Below are 22,713 nucleotides of genomic sequence, written 5' to 3'. Positions count from 1 at the left end.
GCGCGGCGCGCGGCTGCCGAGGCGCGGCGCGGCGCGCGGCTGCCGAGGCGCGGCGCGCACGGTGCGGATCCCGTCAGCCGGTGCGAGGTTGCTCCCTCGGTGCGACCTTCTGGCGCGCGGACGCTGTGCGGGGGACGGCGCACGGTGCGGGGCTCGTCGGTCGGTGCGAGGTTGCTCGCTCCGTGCGCCCTTCTGGCGCCGCACCATGCCGTCGTCACGGCACGGGCTGGCGAACCTCGCACGGTGCGGGTCTGGCGAACCCTGCACCGGACGACGAAGTGCGCACCGTCCGACGCACGTCGCACCGTGCAGGTTCGGCCAAACGGGCACGGGACCGCGGAGCCTGCACCGTGCATGGTTCGTCCCTCAGTGCGGGAGGAGTGTGCGGCCGGCGATCACCGTGCCGCGCAGTGAGCGGTGCTCGACAGGACGCGCGGGGTCGTCGATGCGGCCGATGACGAGGTCGATCGCCTCGCGGCCGATGCGCTCGATCGGCTGCTGCAGGGTCGTGAAGCCGATCCAGTCGCTCGCCAGCGGGTAGACCCCGTCGAAGCCGGTGACGGACAGGTCGCGCGGGACCTCGACCCCGCGGTGGCCGAGTGCCTCGCAGACGTCGAGCATGAGTCGGTCCGTCGGGCACATCGCCGCGCTGACGTCCGACTCCTGCATCGCACCGACGATGTCGGCCGCGACGTCGCCGGGCGGTCGCACGAAGCTGGCGTCGATGTCGATGACCCGCGTGCCGCGCGCGCGGAGCCGCTCGAGCATCGCCGCCGAGCGCGCGTGCTGCGTGATCGCGTCGCCGAGCGGCACGGTCAGCACGGCGACCGTCGTGTGCCCGGCGTCGGCGACGGCGTCCGCGATGGCTGCACCGCCTCCGACCTCATCGCAGTACACGCTCGACAGTGCGGGGTTCAGTTCGGGCCGTCCGGCGACCACCGTGGCGATCCGTGGGGCGAACTCCGCGATGTCGGTCGCCGGCATGAGCCCGCTGCAGACCACGAGGCCGTCGACCCGCATCGAGACGAGCGCGGCGAGGGCGCTCTTCTCGTCCTCGACCCGTCCGACGCCCGTCGTGGTGACCACGCGGTAGCCGAGCTCCGAGGCACGGCGTTCCATCACGGCGTGCAGCGCGGCGTACACCATCGACGAGGCGTCGCGGACGAGCATCCCGATGGTGTGCGTGCGTCCGCTGACGAGGCCGCGCGCCATCGCGTTGGCGACGTACCCGAGCTCGGCGGCTGCGCGCTCGACCCGCTCTCGTGTCTCGTCGGAGAACCGCCCGGTGCCGGAGAGGACACGGCTCACCGCCGACTTCGAGACACCCGCCCGTGCGGCGACGTCGAGGATGGTCGGCTGGGACCCGCGGCTGCCGTTCACGCGTCGGTCGCTGCGGCGTCCTGCCGGGAGCGGGGTGCGCGGAGTCGGAGGATCCCGCGGGCGACGGCGCGCCAGCCGAGCAGGAACACACCGAGCACGATCGTCGCGACGATGACGAAGGAGATCGGCAGCGGGTTGCCGTCGACGTCGCCCTGGCCCGTGGCGACGCGGATCGCCATGCCCACGAACACCGTGAGGATCCAGGCGACGACGCCCGTCGGCCAGAACCGCAGCGGCCGCGACCACGCGCCGCTCGTGACGTAGGCGATCGCCCAGCCCGCGAGGAACGGGTAGGCCGTCGTCCAGACCCCCAGTGCGCTGTTGCCCTCACCGTGCGAGGAACGGCCGATGAGCGCGAAGACGACGATGAGGACGACGTCGATGACGGCTGCGAGCCAACCCCAGGTGCGTGTGTTCACCCCCACATTCTCGCAGCGTTCTGCGGCCGGGCTCATCCCTCCACATCCTGGGCAGCGGGGCGAATCGTCCACAGGGCTTGGGTCCAACGCCTCGCCCGTTCGGGGAACTCCGGAACATCGGGGCATGTCGACGAACCTCAACCTCGCACCGGTCCCCGAAGTCCTCACCTACCGAACGTCAGCACGGCGGCCGGACGAGTCCGACGTCATCCGGCGCCGGGCCGCGGCGGGAGAACTCACCCGGGTCGCCCGTGGTCTGTACGCCGAGTCTGCGGGCTGGGCCGCTCTCCGCTCCAGCGAGCAGCACCTCGTCCGGGTGCGCTCGTTCGCGGATCGGATCCGAGACGGGGACCTCGTGTCGCACGTGTCCGCTGCTGTGGTGTTCGGCGTGCCGCTCCTCACCCCGCCGCCGACCCGCGTCCACGTGACCTCGACCGGCGAGGACCGACGGACGACGAACGCCACCTTCGTCGTCCACGCCGACCTCGATCCCGAGTGGAACCGCCCGGTCGTGACGACCTCGGACGGTCTGCTGCTGTGCGGGCTGGAGCGGCTCGCGACGGACCTCGCGCTGACGCTGCCCTTCGCCGACGCGGTCGTCGCCCTCGATGCGCTCCTCGGCCGGGCCGTCGAACGGGAACTGGTGCGGGCGGCCGTGGCACGGCGGGGACAGAAGGGGCGGCGGCGTGCGCTCCGCGCGGTCGAGTTCGCCGACGCGGCCTCGGGCTCGCCGGGGGAGTCGTACGCGCGGGCTCGGTTCGACCAGTTCGGGACGCCGGCGCCGGTCCTCCAACACCGATTCCGCTCGGCGGGCGAGCCGGACATCGTCGTGGACTTCTGGTTCCCGGAGTCGGGCGTGGTCGTCGAGTTCGACGGCTCCGTGAAGTACCAGCGCAGCGAGTACCTGCACGGGCGGACACCGCAGGAGGCGCTGGTCGACGAGAAGCTCCGCGAGGACCGGCTCCGTGCGTTCCCGGAGGTGCGCAGGGTGCTCCGGTTGACCTGGTCGGACCTGCTGAACGAGTGGGTCCTGCGGGCGAAGCTCCGCCAAGCCGGCGTGCGGATGTCGCGCTGAGGGAACCGTCCGCGCACGGTGCGGACTTGTTCGGAGGCGGGGCGGGGTCGAGCGCGGGCGCACCGTGCGCGCTTCGTCGCTGGCGGGCGGGTTGCCCGCTCGGTGCGAGGTTGTAGGCGGGCACGGAGCGGGCAACCTCGCACCGGGCGGCGGAGGGCGCACGGTGCGGCGCCCGCGGGCGGCGGGCGGGTTGCCCGTTCGGTGCGAGCTTGTAGGCGGGCACGGAGCGGGCAACCTCGCACCGAGTGGCGGAGGGCGCACCGTGCGGTGGAAGGAGCACAGCGCCGGGCGCGCCGCGCGGAGTTCACCCGGGGGCGACCCCCGCGGTACCTCGCGTTCACCCGGCAGCGCGACACTCGACCTCGGTGCGGGAACGTTCCCGCACCGGATCACCGCGCGAGCCCCACCCCGCGGACGAACCCCACCGGGCGACCCCGCACACCCCAGTCCCACCCCGCACACCCCAGCCCCACCCCGCACACCCCCACGACCCAGGGAGACCACCACCGTGAAGACCCGAGCCCTCGCCGGCCTCGCGATCGCCGCCGCGGCGACCGTCGCACTGTCCGGCTGCGTGCAGAGCGCCAACGCCTCGAACGCCGCCGACCCCAGCAGCGGCACGACCGACCTCACCGTGTTCATCAGCGGCGACACCAACGTCCAGGACCTCTGGGAGAAGTCGCTCATCCCCGCGTTCGAGAAGCAGCACCCGACGATCCACGTCAGCACGAGCATCGACCTGCACGGCGAGCACGACGCCCAGACCCAGGCGAACCTCGCCACCGCGGTCAAGGCGGGCAAGCGCGTGGCGTACGACCTCGTCGACGCGGGCTTCGTCTCGACCGCCGGCAAGGCCGGACTCCTCACGAAGGTCAGTGCCACGAGCATCCCGAACCTCGCGAACGTCCCCGAGGCCACCAAGCAGCAGGGCGGCACGAGCGCGATCCCGTACCGCGCCTCGAGCGTCCTGCTCGCCTACGACTCGAAGAAGGTGACGGACCCGCCGAAGACCCTCGACGACCTCCTCGCCTGGATCCGCGCCAACCCGGGCCAGTTCGCCTACAACTCGCCCTCGTCGGGCGGTTCCGGCGGGTCGTTCGTCGCGACGGTCCTCGCGAAGTACCTGTCGGACTCCGAGCAGGAGACGATGCAGACCTCGTACGACAAGTCCCTCGAGTCGAAGTGGGACAAGGGGTTCCAGACCCTGAAGGACCTCGGCCCGTCGATGTACCAGAAGGGCGTCTACCCGAACGGCAACGACCAGGTCGTCCAGATGCTCGGGTCTGGCCAGATCTCGATGGCGCCGGTGTGGAGTGACCAGTTCATCACCTCGCAGAAGACCGGGATCATCCCGAAGACGGTCAAGGCGGTGCAGATCGCGGACCCGTCGTTCACGGGCAGCGCGAGCTTCCTCGGCATCCCGAAGACCGAGCCCACCGCGCAGAAGCGTGCGGCCGAGGAGCTCGCCGACTTCGTCCTCAGCTCGTCCGGGCAGCAGCTCGTCGCGAGTGCCGTCTCGGGCTACCCGGTGATCCCGCTGGACTCGCTCCCGAAGTCCGTCTCGGAGCAGTTCGCCGACGCCGACCCGTCGAACCTCCGGCTCGGCTTCCAGAGCGACTTCGCCGCGGACATGAACGCGGCGTGGGACGCGAAGGTCCCGCAGTGACCCAGGTCGCCGACCGGGAGGCCCGTGGCGCGTCCGCCACGGGCCTCCCGCCCGCCCCGCCACCGGTCCAGGACGCGCCCCACCAGACGGACCGGCGCGCGCTCCGGAGTCGCCAGGCGCGCCGCGCACGGGCGACCGGCCTCGCGCTCGTCGCGGCACCCGTCCTCGTCGTCGTGCTGTTCGTCGGCGTCCCGGTCGTCAACGCCGCGCTCTTCAGCCTCGGGTTCACGGGCGGCCTCAACCAGGCGCTCGCGGACATCGGCGGCGACACCGTGCGCGGGTTCTCCCTCGCGGTCTACGGCACGCTGCTCGGCAACCCGACGTTCCTCCGGGACCTCGTGGCGACCCTCGGCGTCACGGCGCTGTCGACCGGGTCGACCGTCGCGCTCGCCGTGGTGGTCGCCGTGATCCTGCGGCTCCGGGGCGGGGTGCTCGGCAAGACCCTGAGCGTGCTGGCGGTGGTCCCGATCTTCGTCCCGGTGGTGATCGCGAGCTGGTCGATCCTGACGTTCACCGACGCGCAGGGCTTCCTGCGGAGCCTCGGCGCACAGGTCGGACTCGACGTGCCGGTGTGGGGCTACACCCTCGTCGCGGTCGTGTTCGGCAGCGTCTGGACGAGCCTGCCGTTCGCGGTGCTGATGATCGCCGGCGCGCTGCAGGGGACCCCCGACGCCCTGGTCGAGGCCGCGAAGGACGCCGGCGCGAGCACGTGGCGTGTCGTCTGGCAGGTGCTCCTGCCGATGGCGAAGACCCCGCTGGTCATCGCGACGACCTTCACGGTGATCGGGGTGCTCGGGTCGTTCACCGTCCCGTACTTCACCGGCCCGAACGCGCCGACGATGCTCGGCGTCGACATCTCGAAGTACTTCCAGGCCTACAACCGGCCGCAGCAGTCGACCGCGATGGCGTTCATCGTGTTCGCGTTCGCCGCCGCCGCGAGCGTGTTCTACCTCCGGTCGACGGTGCGGGCGAACGCCCGTGAGCTGGCCGACACGAACAAGGAGGCGCAGTCGTGATCGCACGCGTGACCGGGACCGCCCTCGTCTGGGCCACCGCCGTCGTCCTCGCGGTCTTCATCGCCGGGCCGCTGCTCTGGCTCGCCGCACGGGCGTTCGCGACGACGTGGACCTACCCGAACCTGCTGCCGGACGGGTGGACGCTCCAGTGGTGGGGGCGGGTCTTCGACGACCCGACCCTCGGCGTCGCGATCCAGAACTCCCTCGTGCTCGCCCCGCTCACGGTCGGGATCGCCGCGGTCGTCTGCCTGCCGGCCGCGTGGGCGATCAGCCGCATCGAGTTCCCCGGGCGGCGCCTCGTGCTCGTCGGGCTGTTCGCCACGAACGCCTTCCCGAAGATGGGGCTGTTCGTGACGATGTCGGCGATGTTCACGGCGCTGAACCTGATGAACACCGTCACCGGCATCCTCATCGTGCACGTGCTCGGGTGCGTGGTGTTCATGACCTGGCTCCCGGCCGCGGCGTTCTCGGCCGTGCCGCGCGCCCTCGAGGAGGCCGCGCGCGACGCCGGTGCGAGCCGCTGGCGCACGTTCTGGAGCGTCACCTTCCCGATCGCCTGGCCCGGCATCCTCGTCGCCGTGGTGATGAGCTTCCTCGCCTCGTTCGACGAGGCCCAGGGCACCTACCTCGTCGGCGCCCCGACCTACATGACCATGCCGACCGCGATGTACTCGCTCGTCCTGAACTCGCCGCGCCAGGTGTCGGCGGTGTTCGCGATCGCGCTGAGCATCCCGTCGATCGTGCTGATGACGCTCGCGCGGAAGCACATCATGGGCGGCCGCCTCGCGGACGGGTTCCAGATCCGATGACCACCACCAGCTCGAAAGGCGACCCCATGACGGACCACGCGCTCGTCGCGGAACGCGCACCGCGCCTCCCGGCCCACGACCACCCGGCCGACCGGCCGGACGCCACCCGCACCGGCGGTCTGACCGTCAGGGGGTTGCGGAAGACCCTCGGAGGGCGCGACGTCGTGGCGGGCATCGACCTGGACGTGGCGAAGGGCGAGCTCGTCTCGCTCCTCGGCCCGTCCGGGTGCGGCAAGACCACGACGCTCCGCATGGTCGCCGGGTTCCTCGCCGCCGACGCCGGGACCGTCACGATGGGCGATCGCGACGTCACGGCCCTCGGACCGGAGCGTCGACCGAGCGCGATGGTGTTCCAGAACTACGCGCTCTGGCCGCACATGACCGTGACGCAGAACGTCGCCTTCCCGCTCCGGACCCGTCGCGTGCCGAAACAGCGGGTCGCCGAGCGGGTCCGGGACGCCCTCGAGCTCGTCGGGCTCGCGCACCACGCCGGCTCGCGCCCGACCGCCATCTCCGGCGGCGAGCAGCAGCGGGTCGCCCTCGCCCGGGCGATCGTGCAGGAGCCCGACGTCCTGCTCCTCGACGAGCCGCTGTCCAACCTCGACGCGAAGCTCCGGGTGAGCGTCCGCGACGAGATCCGCCGCATCCAGCAGCGCCTCGGCATCACGACCGTGATCGTCACGCACGACCAGGACGAGGCGCTCAGCATCTCCGACCGGATCGCCGTGATGCACGACGGCCGCATCGAGCAGATCGCGGCGCCCACCGAGCTGTACGCCCGGCCCGCCACCGGGTTCGTGGCGTCGTTCATCGGGTCGACGAGCGTCGTCTCGGGTCGCTTCCTCGCCGCCACCGGGGTCGTGACGCGCCCCGGCGACACGGTCCTCGTCCGGCCCGAGCAGGTGGCGCTCGCCGACGGTGCGCCGCTCCGGGCGACCGTGGTGCGGGTCCTCGTGCGCGGACACTTCGCCGAGGTGGTGCTCGCCGCGGACGGCGCCGAGCTCCGCGCGTACGTCACCGGTGTCCCGCCGGTCGTCGGCACCGAGACCGGCGTGCGGATCGGCGACGTGCTCGTCCACCGCGACGGCGTGCTCGTCGAGGCCGCACGGTGACCACGCAGGAGGTCTCGGCCCCGACGGACCGGCGGACCGACCCGCAGCCGTCGCGGGGCCCGCGGGTCCCACTGCTCGTCGCGCACCGCGGCGCACCGCGCGTCCGCCGTGAGAACACGCTGCCCGCCATCGCGGTCGCCGAGGCGCTCGGCGCCGAGACCATCGAGGTCGACGTCCGCCGGACGGCCGACGGCGTCGCGGTCCTGCTCCACGACGAGACCCTCGGCCGGCTGTGGGGCGACGCCCGACGGGTGTCCGAGGTGGACTGGTGCGACGTCGCCCGGCTCGGGAACGGACTCGACCGCATCCCGCGCCTCGACGCCGTCCTCGAGCGACTCGACGGGTGCCGGAGCTCGCTGCTGGTCGACCTGACCGACCCCGAGGACGCGCGGGTCGCCGCCCGGACCGTCGCCGCGTCCCGGGCGGGCACCGGGGTCGCGTGGTGCGGTGCGCCGGCAGCCATGGCCGCGGTCCGCGAGGTCCTGCCGGACGCCGACGTCTGGCTCGCGTGGGAGTCGCTCGACCCGCCGACCGCGGCGGACCTGGTCGCCCTCACTCCCTCGACGCTGAACCTCGACCTCGCGTTCCTCACCCCGCGCACCGTCCGTGCCGCCCGCGACCTCGGACTGCGCGTCTCGGTCTGGACCCTCGACGACGCCGAACCGGCCGTCTGGGCAGCCACGGCCGGCGTCGACTCGATCACGACGAACGACGTCGCCGCGATCCGTGCCGCCCTGGCCCGGGCCGAACGCGACGGCTGGCCGGAGCCGGACCGCGAGCCGACCGAGACCGAGGTCGCGTCGCGCGCGCAGGCCCTCGCGCACCGGCTCGCGCACGAGGTGATCGCGTTCACCCGGGAGCACCCGGTCGGCGAGGTCGCCACCAAGGCGCACCCGGCCGACCTCGTCACCGACGTCGACCGGCTCGTCGAGCAGCACGTGCGGTCCCGGGTGCGGATGGCGTTCCCGACGCACGGGTTCACCGGCGAGGAGTACGGCGCGGCCCCCGGTGACCGGCACCGCTGGTACCTCGACCCGGTGGACGGCACGACGAACCTGGCGAACGGGGTGCCGTGGACCTCGATGTCGCTCTGCCTCACCCGTGGCGGCCGGCCGCTCGTCGGTGTCGTCGCGGACCCGTGGCGGGGCGAGGTGCTCGAGGCCCGGAGCGGACGCGGGGCCACCCTCCGCGACCGGACGCTGCGCCTCGACGACGCACCACGGGCACTCGCCGGCGCCGTCGTCGGCACCGAGCTCGACGGACACCGGCCGTGGCCCGGGTTCGGGGCGTTCCTCGACGCCCTCGCGGACCGGTCGTGCACGCTGCGGGTGCAGGGGTCCGGCACGCTCACGATCGCGCAGGTCGCGGCCGGACGGGGGATCGGCGGCTGCGTGTCGGCGTTCAACCCGGTCGACCACGGCGCGGCGGTCCTGCTCGTCCACGAGGCCGGCGGGGTCGTGCTGACCCGGGAGGGTGCGGTCGAGGGCTTCCCGCCGGTGGGGGAGCCGTTCCTCGTGGCGCACCCGGGCGCGGCGGACGAACTCCACGCGGTGTGGACGGCGGCGCTCGCCGCCGGGTGACGCACACGTCGTGGGACGGGAGGCCGGGGGCGGCCCCCCACCGCGCCTCCCGTCCCACGCTCCGGTGCGCTCGCACCGCCGGCTCTCGGGGGACTCTGTGCGTGCGTTCAGTCAGTGGTCGTCGGCGCTCCCTAGGGTGGCAGTCCACGGCACCGCTCGACGGCGGCCCGCACGGTCCCGCCGCCGGCGGGACGCACGGCTCCGCCGCTGGCGGTGCGCACCCGAAGGAGCATCGACCATGGGATTCCTCGACCGCCTGCTCGGACGCCCCGAGCGCGACCAGAACGGCGCCGCGCAGCAGAACCAGTGGGGGCAGCCGCAGCAGCAGGGGTACCGCTACGGCCAGCAGTCCTACCAGCAGCCCGCCACGGGCACCCCGGCGACCGGCGACCGGTACGGCACGCCGCAGTGGGGTGGCGGCGCACCCTCGGGTGGCCAAGCGTCGACGGACGACGAGCGCGCGGTCGAGCGCTACCGCTACCTGCTCCGCACGGCGCCGCCGGAGCGCATCGAGGAGGTCCACGCCGAGGCGTTCGCGAAGCTGACGGACGAGCAGCGCCGGATGGTCTACGACGAGTTCACCCGGTCCGCCCCCGCCGGCGAGGCCCCGCGAGGCGACGACCCGCGGTCGCTGGCCCAGGCCGCGACGCGCTCGGAGATCCGACAGCCCGGGTTCATGGAGCGCTCGCTCGGTGGTGTCGGGAACGGTCGCGGCGGGATGTTCGGCGGTGCCGGGCAGCGCTCCGGACCCTCGTTCGGCAGCATGATCGGCGCCTCGATCCTCGGTACGGTCGCCGGCTACGTGATCGGCTCCGCCATCATGAGTGCCTTCCTGCCGGACCCCGGATCGTTCGACGGCGGTACCGATGCTGCGGGTGACGGTGGTTCGGAGGACACTGGTGCCGACCCCGGTGACGGCGGAGCGTCCGACGCGGGCGCGTCCGACGGCGGCGGGTTCGACAACGCGGGCTGGGGCGACGGCGGATCCGACTTCGGCGGTGGCTTCAGCGACTTCGGTGGCGACTTCGACGTGTAGCGCGTCGCGGGCGGCACCGACCCACTGACGTGTTCCATGCTCGACAAGGGAGCGACATGGCCATCATCGAAGCCTCCGGGCTGACCAAGACCTACCGATCGAAGTCCGGCCCGGTGCACGCGCTCGCCGGGCTCGACCTCGTGGTGCCGCAGGGGACCGTCAAGGCCCTGCTCGGGCCGAACGGCGCCGGCAAGACGACGACGGTCAAGGTGCTGACCACGCTCATCACGCCCGACACCGGCACGGCGACCATCGACGGGATCGACGTCATCGCCGACCCGCAGGCGACCCGCCGGTCGATCGGTGTGTCCGGGCAGTACGCCGCCGTCGACGAGAACCTCACCGGGTTCGAGAACCTCGAGATGATCGGTCGGCTCTACCACCTCGGCCGCCGGACGGCCCGCGAACGGGCGCGTGAGCTCATCGACGTGTTCGACCTCGCCGAGGCGGGGGACCGCCCCGTGAAGGGCTTCTCCGGTGGGATGCGGCGGCGGATCGACCTCGCCGGCGCCCTCGTGATGAACCCCAGGGTGCTGTTCCTCGACGAGCCGACGACCGGCCTCGACCCGCGCAGCCGACTCGCGCTCTGGGGCATCATCGAGGGGCTCGTGGCGGACGGCACGACCGTGCTCCTCACCACCCAGTACCTGGAAGAGGCGGACCAGCTCGCCGACGACATCGCGGTGATCGACGGCGGGACCGTCATCGCCGAGGGCACCTCCGACCAGCTGAAGGCCCAGGTCGGCGGCCACCGCGTCGTCGTGACCCTGGTCGACGAGTCCGACGCCGACGCAGCCACGACCGTCCTCCGCCGCTACGGGGTGGGCGAGGTCGAGGCCTCTGGTGACGGCCGCACCCACGCCGTCGCCGTCGAGGCCGGGCCCTCGGCGCTCCAGCGCGTGCTCGCCGACCTCGGCGACGCCGGCATCGCGCTGCACGACGCCGGCATGCGTCGCCCCACCCTCGACGACGTGTTCCTCCGGCTCACCGGCCACGCCGCGACGGACGACGATGCCGTCGAACCCGCTGCCACCAAGCAGAAGGAGGCGGCACGATGACCGCCACCACGACCCCCACGGCACTCGGACGCCAGCTGCCCGTCGTCGTCACCTCGCCCGCCGCCGTCTGGCTCGAGGACGGCTGGACGGTCACGAAGCGGAACCTCATCAAGATCAAGCGGTCGCCGGACATGCTCGTGTTCGCCGTGCTGCAGCCGATCATGTTCGTCCTGCTCTTCAGCCAGGTCTACGGCGGCGCGATCCAGGTGCAGGGGACCGACTACACACAGTTCCTGATGGCGGGCATCTTCGCGCAGACCGTCGTGTTCGGCGCCACGTTCTCGGGCTCGGCGATGGCGCAGGACCTCAAGGAAGGGCTCATCGACCGGTTCCGCACGCTGCCGATGTCGGCGTCCGCGGTGCTCGTCGGCCGCACGAACTCCGACCTCGTGCTCAACGGGATCTCGATGGCGATCATGATGCTCACCGGGCTCGCGGTCGGGTGGCGGGTGAACTCGTCGCCGCTCGAGTTCCTCGCCGGCATCGGTCTGCTCCTGCTGTTCAGCTACGCGTTCAGCTGGGTGATGGCGCTGCTCGGCATGAGCGTCAAGACGCCCGAGGTGATCAACAACGCCTCGTTCATGATCCTCTTCCCGCTGACCTTCATCTCGAACGCGTTCGTCCCGAGCGACACGCTGCCGCTCGTGCTGCGGGTGTTCGCGGAGTGGAACCCGGTGTCGTCCCTCGTGCAGGCCGCGCGGGAACTGTTCGGCAACGTCGGCTCGGCGCCCGTGCCGGACATCTGGACGATGCAGCACCCGGTGGTGACCGTCCTGATCGGCATCGCGGTCATGCTCGTGGTGTTCGTGCCGTGGTCGGTGAACAAGTACACGCGGATCAGCTCGAAGTAGGCACGGGCAGGTTCTCCACCGTGTCGACCGGATGTGCGCGTGCGGTCCCCGGGACGGCTTAGCATCGTCTCCGTGACCGCGACAGACGCCGAGCGGGCCGCGGACCACGACGCGACCGAACCTCCCCTCGACCGCAGCACCCGTGTGCGTCGCTGGATGCTGCACGGGGCCGACCAGGGTGCTTCGCACCAGGGCCCGCACCAGGTCGAGGTCGAGAAGACCCACTCGTGGTGGCGCGTCATGTGCCTCACGGGCGTCGACTACTTCTCCACCCTGGGGTACCAGCCCGCGATCGCCGCGCTCGCGGCGGGGCTCCTCTCGCCGATCGCGACGATCGTGCTCGTGCTCGTGACGCTGTTCGGCGCACTGCCGGTGTACCGCCGCGTCGCGCAGGACAGCTTCCGGGGCGCCGGGTCGATCATGATGCTCGAGAAGCTCCTGCCCTGGTGGGCCGGCAAGCTCTTCGTGCTCGTGCTGCTCGGGTTCGCCGTGACGGACTTCATGATCACGATGACGCTGTCCGCGGCGGACGCGACGGCGCACATCGCCGAGAACCCCTTCACGCCGCACTGGTTCACCGAGATCCCCGTGCCGCTCACCCTCGCGCTCCTGCTCCTGCTCGGGGTGGTGTTCCTCCGCGGCTTCAAGGAGGCCATCGGCATCGCCGTGGGGCTCGTCGCGGTGTACCTCGTCCTGAACGCGGTCGTCGTCGGGGTGTCCCTGTGGCACGTGTTCGAGCACCCGATGGTGGCGAGCGACTGGTGGAGCGGCCTGACCGCCCAGCACAGCAACCCGCTGGTGATGATCGGCATCGCGCTCGTGGTGTTCCCGAAGCTCGCCCTCGGCCTGTCCGGCTTCGAGACCGGCGTCGCGGTGATGCCCCAGGTCCGGGGCGACGCCACCGACGGCGCCGGACCCCGGCCCGAGGGACGCATCCGCGGGACGAAGCGCCTGCTCACCACCGCCGCCGTGATCATGAGCTCGTTCCTCATCACCTCGTCGATCGTCACGACCTTCCTCATCCCGCAGCAGGAGTTCCAGCCGGGTGGCGGGGCGAACGGTCGTGCCCTGGCGTACCTGGCGCACGAGTACCTCGGCGGGGTGTTCGGCTCGGTGTACGACTTCTCGACGGTCGCGATCCTGTGGTTCGCGGGTGCGAGCGCGATGGCGGGCCTGCTCAACCTCGTGCCCCGGTTCCTGCCCCGCTACGGCATGGCGCCGCAGTGGGCGCGGGCGACCCGGCCGCTCGTCATCATCTTCACGCTGATCGCCTTCGTGATCACGATCATCTTCCAGGCCAACGTCGACGCGCAGGGCGGTGCCTACGCCACCGGCGTGCTCGTCCTCATCACGAGCGCCGCGGTCGCCGTGACGCTGTCGGCCCGGCGCAAGCAGCAGAAGAAGCGGACGATCGGGTTCGGCATCATCGCCGTGGTCTTCGTGTACACGACCGTCGCGAACGTCATCGAGCGCCCGGACGGTGTGCGGATCGCCGCGATCTTCATCATCGCGATCGTCGTCGTGTCGCTCATCTCCCGCATCCGTCGGTCGTTCGAGCTCCGCGCGTCGTCGATCGAGCTGGACGCCACCGCACGCCAGTTCGTCGAGGCCGACGCCGACCAGTTCAGCTCGATCTGCATCATCGCGAACGAACCCGGTGCCGGCACCGCCGAGGCGTACCGGTCGAAGGGCCGCGAAGAGCGCCGCGACTCCGGCATCCCGGCACGCGTGCCGACGATGTTCCTCGAGGTGCTGCCGGCCGACTCCTCCGACTTCGAGGAAGACCTGCTCGTCGAGGGGCACGTCATCCACGGCCACCGCGTGCTGAAGGTGCGCTCCGGCAACGTGCCGAACACCATCGCGTCGACGCTGCTGGCGATCCGCGACATCGCCGGGGTGGTGCCGAGCATCTACTTCGAGTGGAACGAGGGCAGCCCCATCCGCAACGCCATCCGCTTCGTGTTCACCGGCGTCGGCGACGTCGCCCCGGTGACGCGCGAGGTCCTGCGCGAGGCCGAACCCGACGTGAACCGCCGACCGAGCGTCCACGTGTCGTGACCGGCGGGACGGCGGCGAGCCGCGCCTCCCGGCCCGCCGGCGGACTCGCGGCCGTCCTCGTCGCCGCCGCCGTGTGGGGCACCACCGGCACCGCGACGCACTTCGCGCCGGGCGTCCCGGCGTTCGTGTTCGGTGCCGTGACGTTCGGCCTGGGCGGACTCGTCCTCGCCGCCGGCGCCCGTCGCGGAACCCTCGGTGCGATCCGCGACCCCGCCAGCCGGCGGTGGGTGCTGCTCGGCGCGGCGTCGCTCGTCGTCTACGCCGTCGCGTTCTACGCGGCCCTCGCCGACGCGGGCGTCGCGCTCGGCACGACGGTGGCCATCGGGTCGTCGCCCGTCTTCGCGGGGCTCGTCGAGTGGGTCGCCGACGGCAGGCGCGTCACGCGTCGGTGGGTCGTCGCCACCCTGGTGAGCGTGGTCGGCATGGTCGTCGTGACGCTCGCGCGGTCGGAGGGCTCCGGCACAGGTGGATCGCTCGTGCTCGGACTCGGGTCGGCGCTGTTGGCCGGACTGACCTACGCGTCGTACTCGTGGGCGGTCGCGCGGGGCATGCGCGGGGTGTCCGCTCGCGGGGCGCTGCCGGGTGGCGTGTCGCTGCCCGGCGGTCCCGGGGCCGAGAACGTCGTCCGGGCGCGGTCGGGCGAGCGCGGCCTCGTCGGGGCGGTCTTCGGACTGGCGGCCCTCCCGCTCGTCGTGCTCGCCGTCGTGGCCGGGCACGCGTCGCTCGGGGTCGCGTCGAACTGGCCGGTGTTCCTGTACCTGGCGCTCGTGCCGACGGTGCTCGGCCACTCGCTGTACGCCCTCGGGCTGCGGTCCGTGCGTGCCTCGGTCGCGACGCTGCTGTCGTTGTTCGAGCCCGTCGTGGCGGCGGTCCTCGCCGTGCTCGTGGTGGGGGAGCACCTCGGCGTCGGCGGCTGGGTCGGGATCGCGCTCGTCGTGGTCGGCCTGGCGGTGCTCGCGCTGCCGGAGCGGACGCGCGCGTGACGGTGTGGGGACGCGGCCAGGGGCGTGAAACCGCCGTCGCAGTCTGACGGACTGGCGCGCCCTGCGGGCTGGGGGCGGATCGCTCTCGGACCGGGGCGCCGTGCGGGCGGGGCGGACCGCTCCCGGACCGGCGCGGGCGGTTGGGGCGGACCGCTCTCGAGCCGGCGCGCCCCGCGGGCGGGGTCAGTCCTCGCCGAGGATCCGGTCCCGCACCTTCCGCCGCAGCACCTTGCCGATCATCGACCGCGGCAGGTCCTCGACGACGACGATCCGGCGGGGCACCTTGTAGGCGGCCAGGTGCTCGCGCGACCACGCACGCAGGGCATCCGGGTCGAACGACGCCGGGTCCTTCGGTACGACCGCGGCGACGACCTGCTCGTTGCCCGCCTGGGTGATGCCGACGACCGCCACCTCGCGGACGCTGGGGTGCTTGAGCAGTGCGTCCTCGACCTCGGTCGGGGAGACGTTGAACCCGCCCGTGATGATGAGCTCCTTGAGGCGGTCGACGATCCGGACGAAGCCGTCCTCGCCGATCGCCACGATGTCGCCGGTCCGGAACCAGCCGTCCGGCGTGAAGACCTCGTCGGTCGCCTCGGCCTTGCCCCAGTACCCGCGGAAGACCTGCGGCCCGCGCACCTGGAGCTCGCCCGGTTCGTCCGTCCCGAGGACCTTCGTCGGGTCGTCCGGGTCCGCCACCCGCGCCTCGGTCGACGACAGCGGCAGGCCGATCGACCCGAGCCGACGAGCCGGGGACACCGGGTTGGCGAGCAGCACGGGGGAGCACTCCGACAGGCCGTAGCCCTCGACGAGGTAGCCGCCGGTGCGGGCCTCCCACGGTTCGACGACCTCCTTCGAGAGCGCCATGGCCCCCGAGATGCCGATCTGGATCCCCTGGAGCGACACCTTCGCCGAGTCGGCCGCGTGCTGCAGCCGGGCGTAGATCGGGGGCACCGCCGGCAGGAAGGTCGGCGGGTGGTGCTTCATCGCCTTGAGCACGAGGGCCGGGTCGAACGCCGGGAAGAGCATGAGTCGCGAGGCCATGCTCATCGCGAAGGTCAGGCAGAGCGTCAGGCCGTACGCGTGGAACATCGGGAGCACCGCGTAGACCACGCTGCCGTCGCCCGGCTGGATCTGCGGCACCCACGCCCGCGCCTGCGCGGCGTTGGCGATGAGGTTCCCGTGCGAGAGCACCGCGCCCTTCGGAACCCCGGTCGTGCCGGAGGTGTACTGGATGAGCGCGACGTCGTCGGTGCCGGGGCGCGCATGGCGCTTCGACAGCTTCCGGTTCGACACGAGGTCGTCCCACTTCGTCGTGCCGCGGACCTTCGTGGTCAGCTTCGCCCGGGACTCCCGGGCCTTCGCCACCGGCAGCGACAGCGCGATCCGGGTGCTGCGCGGCATCGCCCGGGTGAGGTCCACCGAGACGATCGCGTCGAGCCGCACGTCCGAGGGGAAGTCCTGCAGCGACGCCACCGACTTGTCCCAGGCGATGGCGACCGTGGCGCCGTGGTCCTCGAACTGGTGCCGGAGCTCCCGAGGCGTGTACAGCGGGTTGTGCTCGACGACGACCGCGCCGAGGCGGAGCACCGCGTAGAAGGCGACGATGTGCTGCGGGCAGTTCGGCAGGACGATCGCCACCCGGTCGTCGGCGGTCACCCCGAGCTTGCGCAGACCGTTCGCCGCGCGGAGGATCTGCTCCTCGAGTTCGGCGTACGTCGTCGTCCTGCCGAAGAACTCGAGCGCGACCTTCTTCGGGAAGCGCCTGGAGGACTGCTCCACGATGTCGTACAGCGAGCCCGTCGGCTCGTCGATGTCGTGCGGGACCCCCGGGGCGTACGAGGCAAGCCAGGGACGAGGCGTGTCGATGCTCACGCCGACCAACCTAGCGGGCCACCCGGGCGACGGCTGGGAGGCATCGCACGCACGCGCCCCGCCCGCATGCACCCGCCCGCCCGCTCGTCGACGCGTGCGTCGACGCCGGCGCACGCGCTGTTCGCGCGATGCCGGGCGCGTTGTCAGGGGCAGGACGGACGATGGCCTCATGCCCTCTGTCGCCGACGCCTTCCGATCCCGCCTCAACGACACGTTCACCGGTGGTGCCACGGAGCGCCCGGCGTGGATCGACGAGCTCGAGCAGGGCACCGACGCCGGGTTCTTCGGACCCGGCTCCGCGACCTGGTCGGTGCACGGCGGGAAGCAGACGATCCTCGCGGGCGTCCGGGCGCTCCTCGTACAGGCCCTGCACCCCGGCGCGCTCGCGGGCGTCGCCGACCACTCCCGCTACCGCGAGGACCCGTTCGGCCGCCTCGCCGGCACCATCCGCTGGATCTACACGGTCTCGCACGGTGACACCACGGCGGCGCGGTCCGCGAGCGCCTGGGTCCGGCAGCTGCACGAACGCGTCCGTGGCGAGTACGTCGACGGGCACGGGGTCACGAAGCCCTACGCCGCCAACGACCCGGACCTCGCCCGGTGGGTGCACCTCGCGTTCACGGACGCCTTCCTCCGCAGCGCGCAGCTGTGGGGCGACCCCATCCCCGGCGGCGCCGACGCGTACGTCCGCGAGTGGGCGATCGCCGGCCGGCTGATGGGCGTCGAGGACGCTCCCGAGTCCGACGCGGAGCTCCGCGCCCAGATGAACGGGTACCTCGACCGCGGGGAACTCGTCGCGACCGCGCGGACGCTCGACGTCGTCCGGTTCATCAAGGACCCGCCGCTCGCACGCCTGCTGCGCCCCGGGTACCGCGCGCTCTTCGACGGCGCGGTCGTCTCGCTCGATCCACGACACCGCTCGATGCTCGGGCTGCGGACGCCGTCCGTCGGGCCGATCGAGTTCCCGGTCCGGCGGACGGCCGGCGCCGTGCTCGACGGCATCGGTGCCGTGCTCGGCCACCAGCCCGGGACGGAGCGCGCGGCGCTCGTCCGCATCGCGCGGCTGGACGGCGCGCGATCGGCTCCGGACGCGACCGTGTGACGGACGGGAGGCGCGGTGCCAGCCGTCACCGCGCCTCCCGTCCCACAGGTGGGTGCGTCAGAAACCGGACGGCACCCGGGGTGTGTACGCGGATTCGAGTCGCGTGACCTCGTCGTCGGTGAGCGTGATCCGGCTCGCGGCCACGGCGTCGTCGATGTGGTGCTCCTTCGTCGCGCCGACGATGGGCGCGGAGACCGCGTCCTTCCCGGCCACCCACGCCAGGGCGATCTGGGCCATGCTCACGTCGTGTGCCTCGGCGACCTGCTGCACCGCGTCGACGATCGCGCGGTTCGCGTCCTCGTCCTGCCGGTAGAGCGTCTTGCCGAACTCGTCCGTGTCCGCCCGGCTCCCCGAGCCCTGCGCGTCCCACGGGCGCGTGAGCTTGCCGCGTGCGAGGGGGCTCCACGGGATCACGCCGACGCCGGTGTGGGCGCAGAAGGGGTGCATCTCGCGCTCCTCCTCGCGTTCGAGGAGGTTGTACTGGTCCTGCATGCTCACGAAGGGCGTCCAGCCGTGCAGCTCGGCGACGTGCTGCATCTCGGCGAACTGCCACGCCCACATGCTGCTCGCGCCGATGTACCGCGCCTTGCCGGCCTTGACGACGTCGTGCAGCGCCTCCATCGTCTCCTCGACCGGGGTGTGCGGGTCGAAGCGGTGGATCTGGTACAGGTCGACGTAGTCGGTGCCGAGGCGGGTCAGCGAGGCGTCGATCTCGTGCATGATCGCCGCCCGTGAGAGCCCGGCGCCGTTCGGGCCGGGGCGCATGCGGTTGAAGACCTTCGTGAAGACCTGCACCTCCTCGCGCGGGGCGAGTTCCTTGAGGAGCGTGCCGGTGATCTCCTCGCTGCTGCCGGCGGAGTACACGTTCGCGGTGTCGAACGTCGTGATGCCGGCCTCGTAGGCGCGGCGGACGAAGGGGCGGGCCTCGTCGATGCCGACGCTCCACTCGTGGGCGCCCTTGTCGGGGTCGCCGTAGGACATCATGCCGAGGATCACGGAGCTGATCTGGAGGCCGGAGGCGCCGAGGCGGACGGTGTCCGGGCGGGGCGCGGGCGCGTCGGCGGTGGGCGCGTTGGTGTTGCGCGCGTTCGCGTCGGGCGCGTTGCCGCCGTCCGGCGCCGAGCGGGCGGTTTCGGTTCCGGGGGTTGCCGAGCGGGCGGTTTCGGTTCCGGGGGTTGCCGAGCGGGCGGTTTCCGGGGCTGCCGAGTGGGCGGTTTCGGGGCTTGCCGAGCGGGCGGATTCTGCTGCGGCGTCGGCCGCGTTCGTTCCCGAGCGGGCGGATTCGGGGCTCGCCGAGCGGGCGGATTCTGTCATGCTGCCACCCTGGCATCGCGCCCTGTGACCGCGAGGAGGCGGACCTGCAGCGGCGCATCATCGTCGACGTCGACCGGGGCGGCGTAGAGGCCCGTCGCGGCGAGGTCCTCGATCTGCGGCTCGAAGTGTTCCCACACGGCCCGCACCAGTTCGTCCGGGAGGGTCTCGTCGCTGCCGGTCGCCCGAGCGAGGTCCCACGTGTGGATCGTGATGTCGCTGGTCTGCTCGGTGAGGTACTGGCCGGCGGGGACGACGTCCGTGGCGAGGTGCACCGGCGTGTCAGCGGGCGTTCGCTGCCATGCCTCGATGGCTTCGGCGGCGAACTTCGCCCACTCGGCGGCGAGGTCGGGGCCGACCGCCTCGAGGTCCGCTTCAGCCTGCGCGTAGTCGCACCCCGTCAGGAGCTTCGGGATCCACCGCTGTTCCTCGACGACGTGTCGCACGAGGTCTCTGGTGGTCCATTCGGAGTCGGGGGTCGAGGCGTCCCAGTCCGTGACGGCGGCGACGCGGCGGCCGAACTCGGCTGCCGCGAGGGCCTGCAGCGCGATCCAGTCGGTGGCCATGGTGGTGCTCCTGTTCGTGGGTCCTGCGGGGTGCGGGGTGCTGCGTGCGGGGTGCTTCGTGCTCTCTCGAGTCGAGCGGGCGATCACGGTCTCGTGCGTTCCGCGCGGGCTCGTGGTGTTTCGTGTTCGCCTGCAACCGTGCTGTACGGGTTCCGATTCCCGGCGACCGGAGTGGTCGAGCGTCGGGCGCCGCAGCCTCACGCTACTGCGCACCGTGCGGCGCTGGTGGCGCGCGGCCGGGCGCGAGCGGGCGGATGCGGCGCGGCCGCGAGCGGGCCCATGCGGTGCGGCCGCGAGCGGGCGGTTCCCGTCGACTGGTGGGCGGTGCCGATTGGCGAGCGGGCGGAATGTGGCCTGGTGCGGTCGCCGCCTGGGCCGGATTCGCCCGCTCGACACGTCGAGCGCCGGCCCCGGTCACGTGCCACCGCGACGAAATCGTCTGCGTGCCCCGAGACTCGAGCTCCGCAGCTCGCACCGGCGGGCGCGGGGCCGAGCGGGCGAAATGGGCGCGGTCGAGACTCCGGACCGGACAGGCTTCGTCCGCTCGATGGCGACGGGCTCCCGGAGGCACGACCGGCCCGACGCTGCGCTTCACAACGACTGCGTTCCCACGCGCAGGACGTGTGAGCGGGTGAAATCGACCAGCTTCCGATGGTGAACATGACGTACTTCGCCCGATCGACGGGGACGCGGAGACGGGGGCGCGGAGACGGGGCACGGAGACGAGAGCACGGAGCGCTCCGGACCAGGACCGAGACGGGCAACGGGCAACGGGCGACCGGTGACGTCCAAGCGACCCGCCCCCGACCCCGCCCCGGGAACGACGAACGGCCCGGCTCCGTGGGGGAGGAGCCGGGCCGTTCGTCTCGGGTGCTGCAGAGTCCTGCTGTTCGGTGTCCCTCAGGTCACGCGCAACGCGGTGACCCGCGGGTCAGGAGGTGCGAGGTGTCAGGCCGCCTGGAGGACGAACTGCACGTCGAGGTTGATCGTCACGTCGTTGCCGAGCGTGAAGCCACCGGCCTCGAGCGCCGCGTTCCAGTTCACGCCGAACTCGGTGCGGTCGATCTTGGTCGAGGCCTCGGCGCCGAACTTGACCTGGCCGTAGCCGTCGGTCGTGAAGCCACCGAGCTCGGCCTTGAGGACGACCGGCTTGGTCACGCCGCGCAGGGTCAGCTCGCCGGCGATGTGCAGGTCGTCGCCCTTGGCCTCGATGCCCGTCGAACGGAAGGTGAGCTGCGGGTGCTCCTCGGTGAGGAAGAAGTCGCTCGTCTTGAGGTGCTGGTCGCGCTGCTCCTGCCCGGTGTTGATCGACGCGACGTCGATGTTCGCCTCGACGGTCGACTCGAGCGGGTTCTCGGCGGTGACGACGGTGGCGTCGAAGGTCTCGAACTTGCCCTTGACCTTGCTGATCGCGAGGTGGCGGACCGAGAACGTGACCTCGGAGTGCGTGGGGTCGATCTTCCAGGTACCGGTCTGGTAGCCGGGGATGGTCGAGGCGGTGAGCGTCATGGTGACTCCTTCGAAGCGTGTGGACTGCGTTCCCGAGCAGGCGTCGGGCGGAACCGCGATTCCATGCGCCTGCATCGAAGTTGATGCTAGCCCATTGTGCACGGGTTTGGTTGAAGCGTCAACCAATGTTCATCTCGATGACGCAGGACGGCGTGTCGGACGTGGGTCGTGCCTCCCGGCTGACACACCGTCGAGCAGGCGACGCACGCGCCGGACGAGTGCGTCGATCCCCGGGCCCACGTCGTCCGAGGTGGCGCGCAGCAGCCACCAACCGGCGTCCTTGAGGTGTTCCCCGCGAGTCAGGTCCTTCCGGAACGAGCGTTCGTCGGTGCGGTGCAGATCGCTCTCGTACTCGATCGCGACGCGAGCGTCCGGGTAGGCCAGGTCGACGCATGCGATCCAACGACCGTCGACCACGACGTCGTGGTTCAGCGCGGGCTGTGGGAGTCCGCGCCTCGTCAGGGCGAGCCGGAGTCGGGTCTCGCCGGGGGAGCGTGAGCCGGGGCGGATCTCCGCGAGCGCCGCTCGGACCCGACGGATGCCGCGCGCTCCGCGGAAGCGGCGGGCCGCCGCGACGAGTTCGGCGTGGTCGCACCAGCCGAGCCATCCGATGAGCGCGTCGCCGACGACGATGAGTTCGTCGCGGCTCAGGAGTGTCGCCAGCGCCACGAAGGTGTCGGCGGGATGCGTCAGTGCGGCGGTGCCCGAGTGGACGACCTGCAGTCTGCCTCGTCGTGCACGGTGGCCGATCGTGCCGCGGACGCGGAGTGCCTGGTCGGTCCCGATCGTCGTCACGTGCACGCGGTGGTCGCGTTCGAGGCGTCGGGGGAGCGGGAAGCCGAGGATCACCGCGGCGGTCGTGTGACTGAACGCCTGGTCGGGGCGCAGCCGTGGCTGCACGGCTCGTGCGCGCTCGTCGTGGGTCTGCGGTTCGGCCCAGGCGCGGATGCCGTGGAACGGCCGGAGGAACGCGCGGGAACGAAGACGGCCGGCGCTGACGCCGCGACGCAGGGCCTCGCGGACGCGGAAGGGGCGGCCGCGGAGGGCCATCGGGAAGGTCGCGTCGACGTGCATCTGGTCAGCGTGGCCGCTGCCCCCGCCTCGCAGCGGGGATCGGCGCGATCTGTGGACGGTGAGCGCCAATGGCCGCATGTGGACGGATGGTCGGCACGCGGGCGGGCCGGGAGGCGCGGCGCGAGCGGGCGGAACGGGTGCGTTCGGAGCGGGGTCGGGTGCGGGTTCCGCCCGCTGGGCGGGTCCGGCGCGCGGGCTCGCCGATGTGGGCGGGTTCGGGCCGGGAGGCGCGGCGC

Annotated in this window: 20 protein-coding genes; 13 read left to right on the top strand and 7 right to left on the bottom strand. The window is 72.3% G+C overall.

Annotation, left to right across the window (positions count from 1 at the left end):
* Positions 1–366: 366 nt before the first annotated feature.
* A complete protein-coding gene (locus ACNQOV_RS16570; protein WP_416395912.1) occupies positions 367–1,380 on the bottom strand; it encodes a LacI family DNA-binding transcriptional regulator in 1,014 nt (337 codons plus the stop codon).
* Positions 1,377–1,799 carry a DUF3054 domain-containing protein gene (locus tag ACNQOV_RS16565; protein WP_416395910.1) on the bottom strand — a complete coding sequence of 141 codons (423 nt, stop codon included), beginning with the start codon at positions 1,797–1,799 and terminating at the stop codon, positions 1,377–1,379. The genes ACNQOV_RS16570 and ACNQOV_RS16565 overlap by 4 nt, the downstream gene beginning before the upstream one ends.
* A gap of 124 nt (positions 1,800–1,923) precedes the next feature.
* Between ACNQOV_RS16565 and ACNQOV_RS16560 the strand changes: the two genes are divergently transcribed.
* The 11 genes from ACNQOV_RS16560 (at position 1,924) to ACNQOV_RS16510 (ending at position 15,043) form a co-directional block, all read left to right on the top strand.
* Entirely contained in the window at positions 1,924–2,874 is a 951-nt protein-coding gene (locus ACNQOV_RS16560) for a hypothetical protein (protein WP_416395908.1), read from the top strand.
* Positions 2,875–3,382: 508 nt separating this feature from the next.
* Positions 3,383–4,540 (top strand): extracellular solute-binding protein, encoded by a 1,158-nt coding sequence (locus ACNQOV_RS16555; RefSeq protein ID WP_416395906.1) that lies wholly within the window; start codon positions 3,383–3,385, stop codon positions 4,538–4,540.
* Positions 4,537–5,556 carry an ABC transporter permease gene (locus ACNQOV_RS16550; protein WP_416395904.1) on the top strand — a complete coding sequence of 340 codons (1,020 nt, stop codon included), beginning with the start codon at positions 4,537–4,539 and terminating at the stop codon, positions 5,554–5,556. The genes ACNQOV_RS16555 and ACNQOV_RS16550 overlap by 4 nt, the downstream gene beginning before the upstream one ends.
* Complete coding sequence (locus tag ACNQOV_RS16545) at positions 5,553–6,365, top strand: ABC transporter permease (RefSeq protein WP_022905612.1); 813 nt, start codon at positions 5,553–5,555, stop codon at positions 6,363–6,365. Before ACNQOV_RS16550 ends, ACNQOV_RS16545 begins: the two co-directional genes overlap by 4 nt.
* Before the next feature lie 26 nt (positions 6,366–6,391).
* Positions 6,392–7,477, top strand: a complete 1,086-nt coding sequence (locus tag ACNQOV_RS16540; RefSeq protein WP_416395901.1) for an ABC transporter ATP-binding protein — start codon at positions 6,392–6,394, stop codon at positions 7,475–7,477.
* The gene (locus ACNQOV_RS16535; protein WP_416395899.1) at positions 7,474–9,057 is read left to right on the top strand and encodes an inositol monophosphatase family protein; all 1,584 of its coding nucleotides are present in this window, start codon (positions 7,474–7,476) and stop codon (positions 9,055–9,057) included. The genes ACNQOV_RS16540 and ACNQOV_RS16535 overlap by 4 nt, the downstream gene beginning before the upstream one ends.
* A 238-nt stretch (positions 9,058–9,295) precedes the next feature.
* The gene (locus tag ACNQOV_RS16530) at positions 9,296–10,093 is read left to right on the top strand and encodes a hypothetical protein (RefSeq protein ID WP_416395897.1); all 798 of its coding nucleotides are present in this window, start codon (positions 9,296–9,298) and stop codon (positions 10,091–10,093) included.
* 56 nt (positions 10,094–10,149) lie between these two features.
* On the top strand, positions 10,150–11,151 hold the full coding sequence (locus tag ACNQOV_RS16525) for an ATP-binding cassette domain-containing protein (protein WP_402264312.1): 1,002 nt from the start codon (positions 10,150–10,152) through the stop codon (positions 11,149–11,151).
* Positions 11,148–12,002: an ABC transporter permease gene (locus tag ACNQOV_RS16520; protein ID WP_402264309.1), complete on the top strand. Its 855-nt coding sequence runs from the start codon at positions 11,148–11,150 to the stop codon at positions 12,000–12,002. The genes ACNQOV_RS16525 and ACNQOV_RS16520 overlap by 4 nt, the downstream gene beginning before the upstream one ends.
* 156 nt (positions 12,003–12,158) lie before the next feature.
* On the top strand, positions 12,159–14,060 hold the full coding sequence (locus ACNQOV_RS16515) for an amino acid transporter (protein WP_416395916.1): 1,902 nt from the start codon (positions 12,159–12,161) through the stop codon (positions 14,058–14,060).
* Positions 14,057–15,043 (top strand): DMT family transporter, encoded by a 987-nt coding sequence (locus ACNQOV_RS16510; RefSeq protein ID WP_416395894.1) that lies wholly within the window; start codon positions 14,057–14,059, stop codon positions 15,041–15,043. Before ACNQOV_RS16515 ends, ACNQOV_RS16510 begins: the two co-directional genes overlap by 4 nt.
* Positions 15,044–15,226: 183 nt before the next feature.
* Here the strand turns inward: ACNQOV_RS16510 and ACNQOV_RS16505 are convergent, their stop codons facing one another.
* Positions 15,227–16,915 (bottom strand): long-chain-fatty-acid--CoA ligase, encoded by a 1,689-nt coding sequence (locus ACNQOV_RS16505; RefSeq protein ID WP_416395892.1) that lies wholly within the window; start codon positions 16,913–16,915, stop codon positions 15,227–15,229.
* A 169-nt stretch (positions 16,916–17,084) separates the two neighbouring features.
* Between ACNQOV_RS16505 and ACNQOV_RS16500 the strand changes: the two genes are divergently transcribed.
* Positions 17,085–18,017, top strand: a complete 933-nt coding sequence (locus ACNQOV_RS16500; protein WP_416395890.1) for an oxygenase MpaB family protein — start codon at positions 17,085–17,087, stop codon at positions 18,015–18,017.
* Positions 18,018–18,074: 57 nt separating this feature from the next.
* Here the strand turns inward: ACNQOV_RS16500 and ACNQOV_RS16495 are convergent, their stop codons facing one another.
* Positions 18,075–19,001: an aldo/keto reductase gene (locus tag ACNQOV_RS16495; RefSeq protein WP_416395914.1), complete on the bottom strand. Its 927-nt coding sequence runs from the start codon at positions 18,999–19,001 to the stop codon at positions 18,075–18,077.
* Between ACNQOV_RS16495 and ACNQOV_RS16490 the strand changes: the two genes are divergently transcribed.
* Entirely contained in the window at positions 19,000–19,359 is a 360-nt protein-coding gene (locus ACNQOV_RS16490) for a hypothetical protein (RefSeq protein WP_416405917.1), read from the top strand. The two genes, ACNQOV_RS16495 and ACNQOV_RS16490, sit on opposite strands and share 2 nt — an antisense overlap.
* Here ACNQOV_RS16490 and ACNQOV_RS16485 read toward each other — a convergent pair.
* From ACNQOV_RS16485 to ACNQOV_RS16475, 3 genes are all read right to left on the bottom strand, one after another.
* Positions 19,328–19,894: a TIGR03086 family metal-binding protein gene (locus ACNQOV_RS16485; RefSeq protein WP_416395888.1), complete on the bottom strand. Its 567-nt coding sequence runs from the start codon at positions 19,892–19,894 to the stop codon at positions 19,328–19,330. The two genes, ACNQOV_RS16490 and ACNQOV_RS16485, sit on opposite strands and share 32 nt — an antisense overlap.
* Positions 19,895–20,842: 948 nt before the next feature.
* On the bottom strand, positions 20,843–21,403 hold the full coding sequence (locus tag ACNQOV_RS16480) for a YceI family protein (RefSeq protein ID WP_416395886.1): 561 nt from the start codon (positions 21,401–21,403) through the stop codon (positions 20,843–20,845).
* Positions 21,404–21,532: 129 nt separating this feature from the next.
* On the bottom strand, positions 21,533–22,477 hold the full coding sequence (locus ACNQOV_RS16475) for a hypothetical protein (protein WP_416395884.1): 945 nt from the start codon (positions 22,475–22,477) through the stop codon (positions 21,533–21,535).
* Between the last annotated feature and the right edge of the window lie 236 nt (positions 22,478–22,713).

The organism is Curtobacterium sp. LFS084 (genome assembly GCF_047977705.1).
In the GTDB taxonomy this organism is placed as follows: Bacteria; Actinomycetota; Actinomycetes; order Actinomycetales; family Microbacteriaceae; genus Curtobacterium.
The sequence above is the reverse complement of the archived record's forward strand: the minus strand, read 5'-3'. Positions and strand labels throughout refer to the sequence as shown.

Excerpts from the sequence above, each read along its gene's own strand:
- ACNQOV_RS16560 (WP_416395908.1), top strand. The coding sequence starts at position 1,924 with ATGTCGACGAACCTCAACCTCGCACCGGTCCCCGAAGTCCTCACCTAC.
- ACNQOV_RS16540 (WP_416395901.1), top strand. The coding sequence starts at position 6,392 with ATGACGGACCACGCGCTCGTCGCGGAACGCGCACCGCGCCTCCCGGCC.
- ACNQOV_RS16530 (WP_416395897.1), top strand. The coding sequence starts at position 9,296 with ATGGGATTCCTCGACCGCCTGCTCGGACGCCCCGAGCGCGACCAGAAC.
- ACNQOV_RS16525 (WP_402264312.1), top strand. The coding sequence starts at position 10,150 with ATGGCCATCATCGAAGCCTCCGGGCTGACCAAGACCTACCGATCGAAG.
- ACNQOV_RS16520 (WP_402264309.1), top strand. The coding sequence starts at position 11,148 with ATGACCGCCACCACGACCCCCACGGCACTCGGACGCCAGCTGCCCGTC.
- ACNQOV_RS16515 (WP_416395916.1), top strand. The coding sequence starts at position 12,159 with ATGCTGCACGGGGCCGACCAGGGTGCTTCGCACCAGGGCCCGCACCAG.
- ACNQOV_RS16500 (WP_416395890.1), top strand. The coding sequence starts at position 17,085 with ATGCCCTCTGTCGCCGACGCCTTCCGATCCCGCCTCAACGACACGTTC.
- ACNQOV_RS16490 (WP_416405917.1), top strand. The coding sequence starts at position 19,000 with ATGCCGAGGATCACGGAGCTGATCTGGAGGCCGGAGGCGCCGAGGCGG.
- ACNQOV_RS16495 (WP_416395914.1), bottom strand. The coding sequence starts at position 19,001 with ATGATGTCCTACGGCGACCCCGACAAGGGCGCCCACGAGTGGAGCGTC.
- ACNQOV_RS16485 (WP_416395888.1), bottom strand. The coding sequence starts at position 19,894 with ATGGCCACCGACTGGATCGCGCTGCAGGCCCTCGCGGCAGCCGAGTTC.
- ACNQOV_RS16480 (WP_416395886.1), bottom strand. The coding sequence starts at position 21,403 with ATGACGCTCACCGCCTCGACCATCCCCGGCTACCAGACCGGTACCTGG.
- ACNQOV_RS16475 (WP_416395884.1), bottom strand. The coding sequence starts at position 22,477 with ATGCACGTCGACGCGACCTTCCCGATGGCCCTCCGCGGCCGCCCCTTC.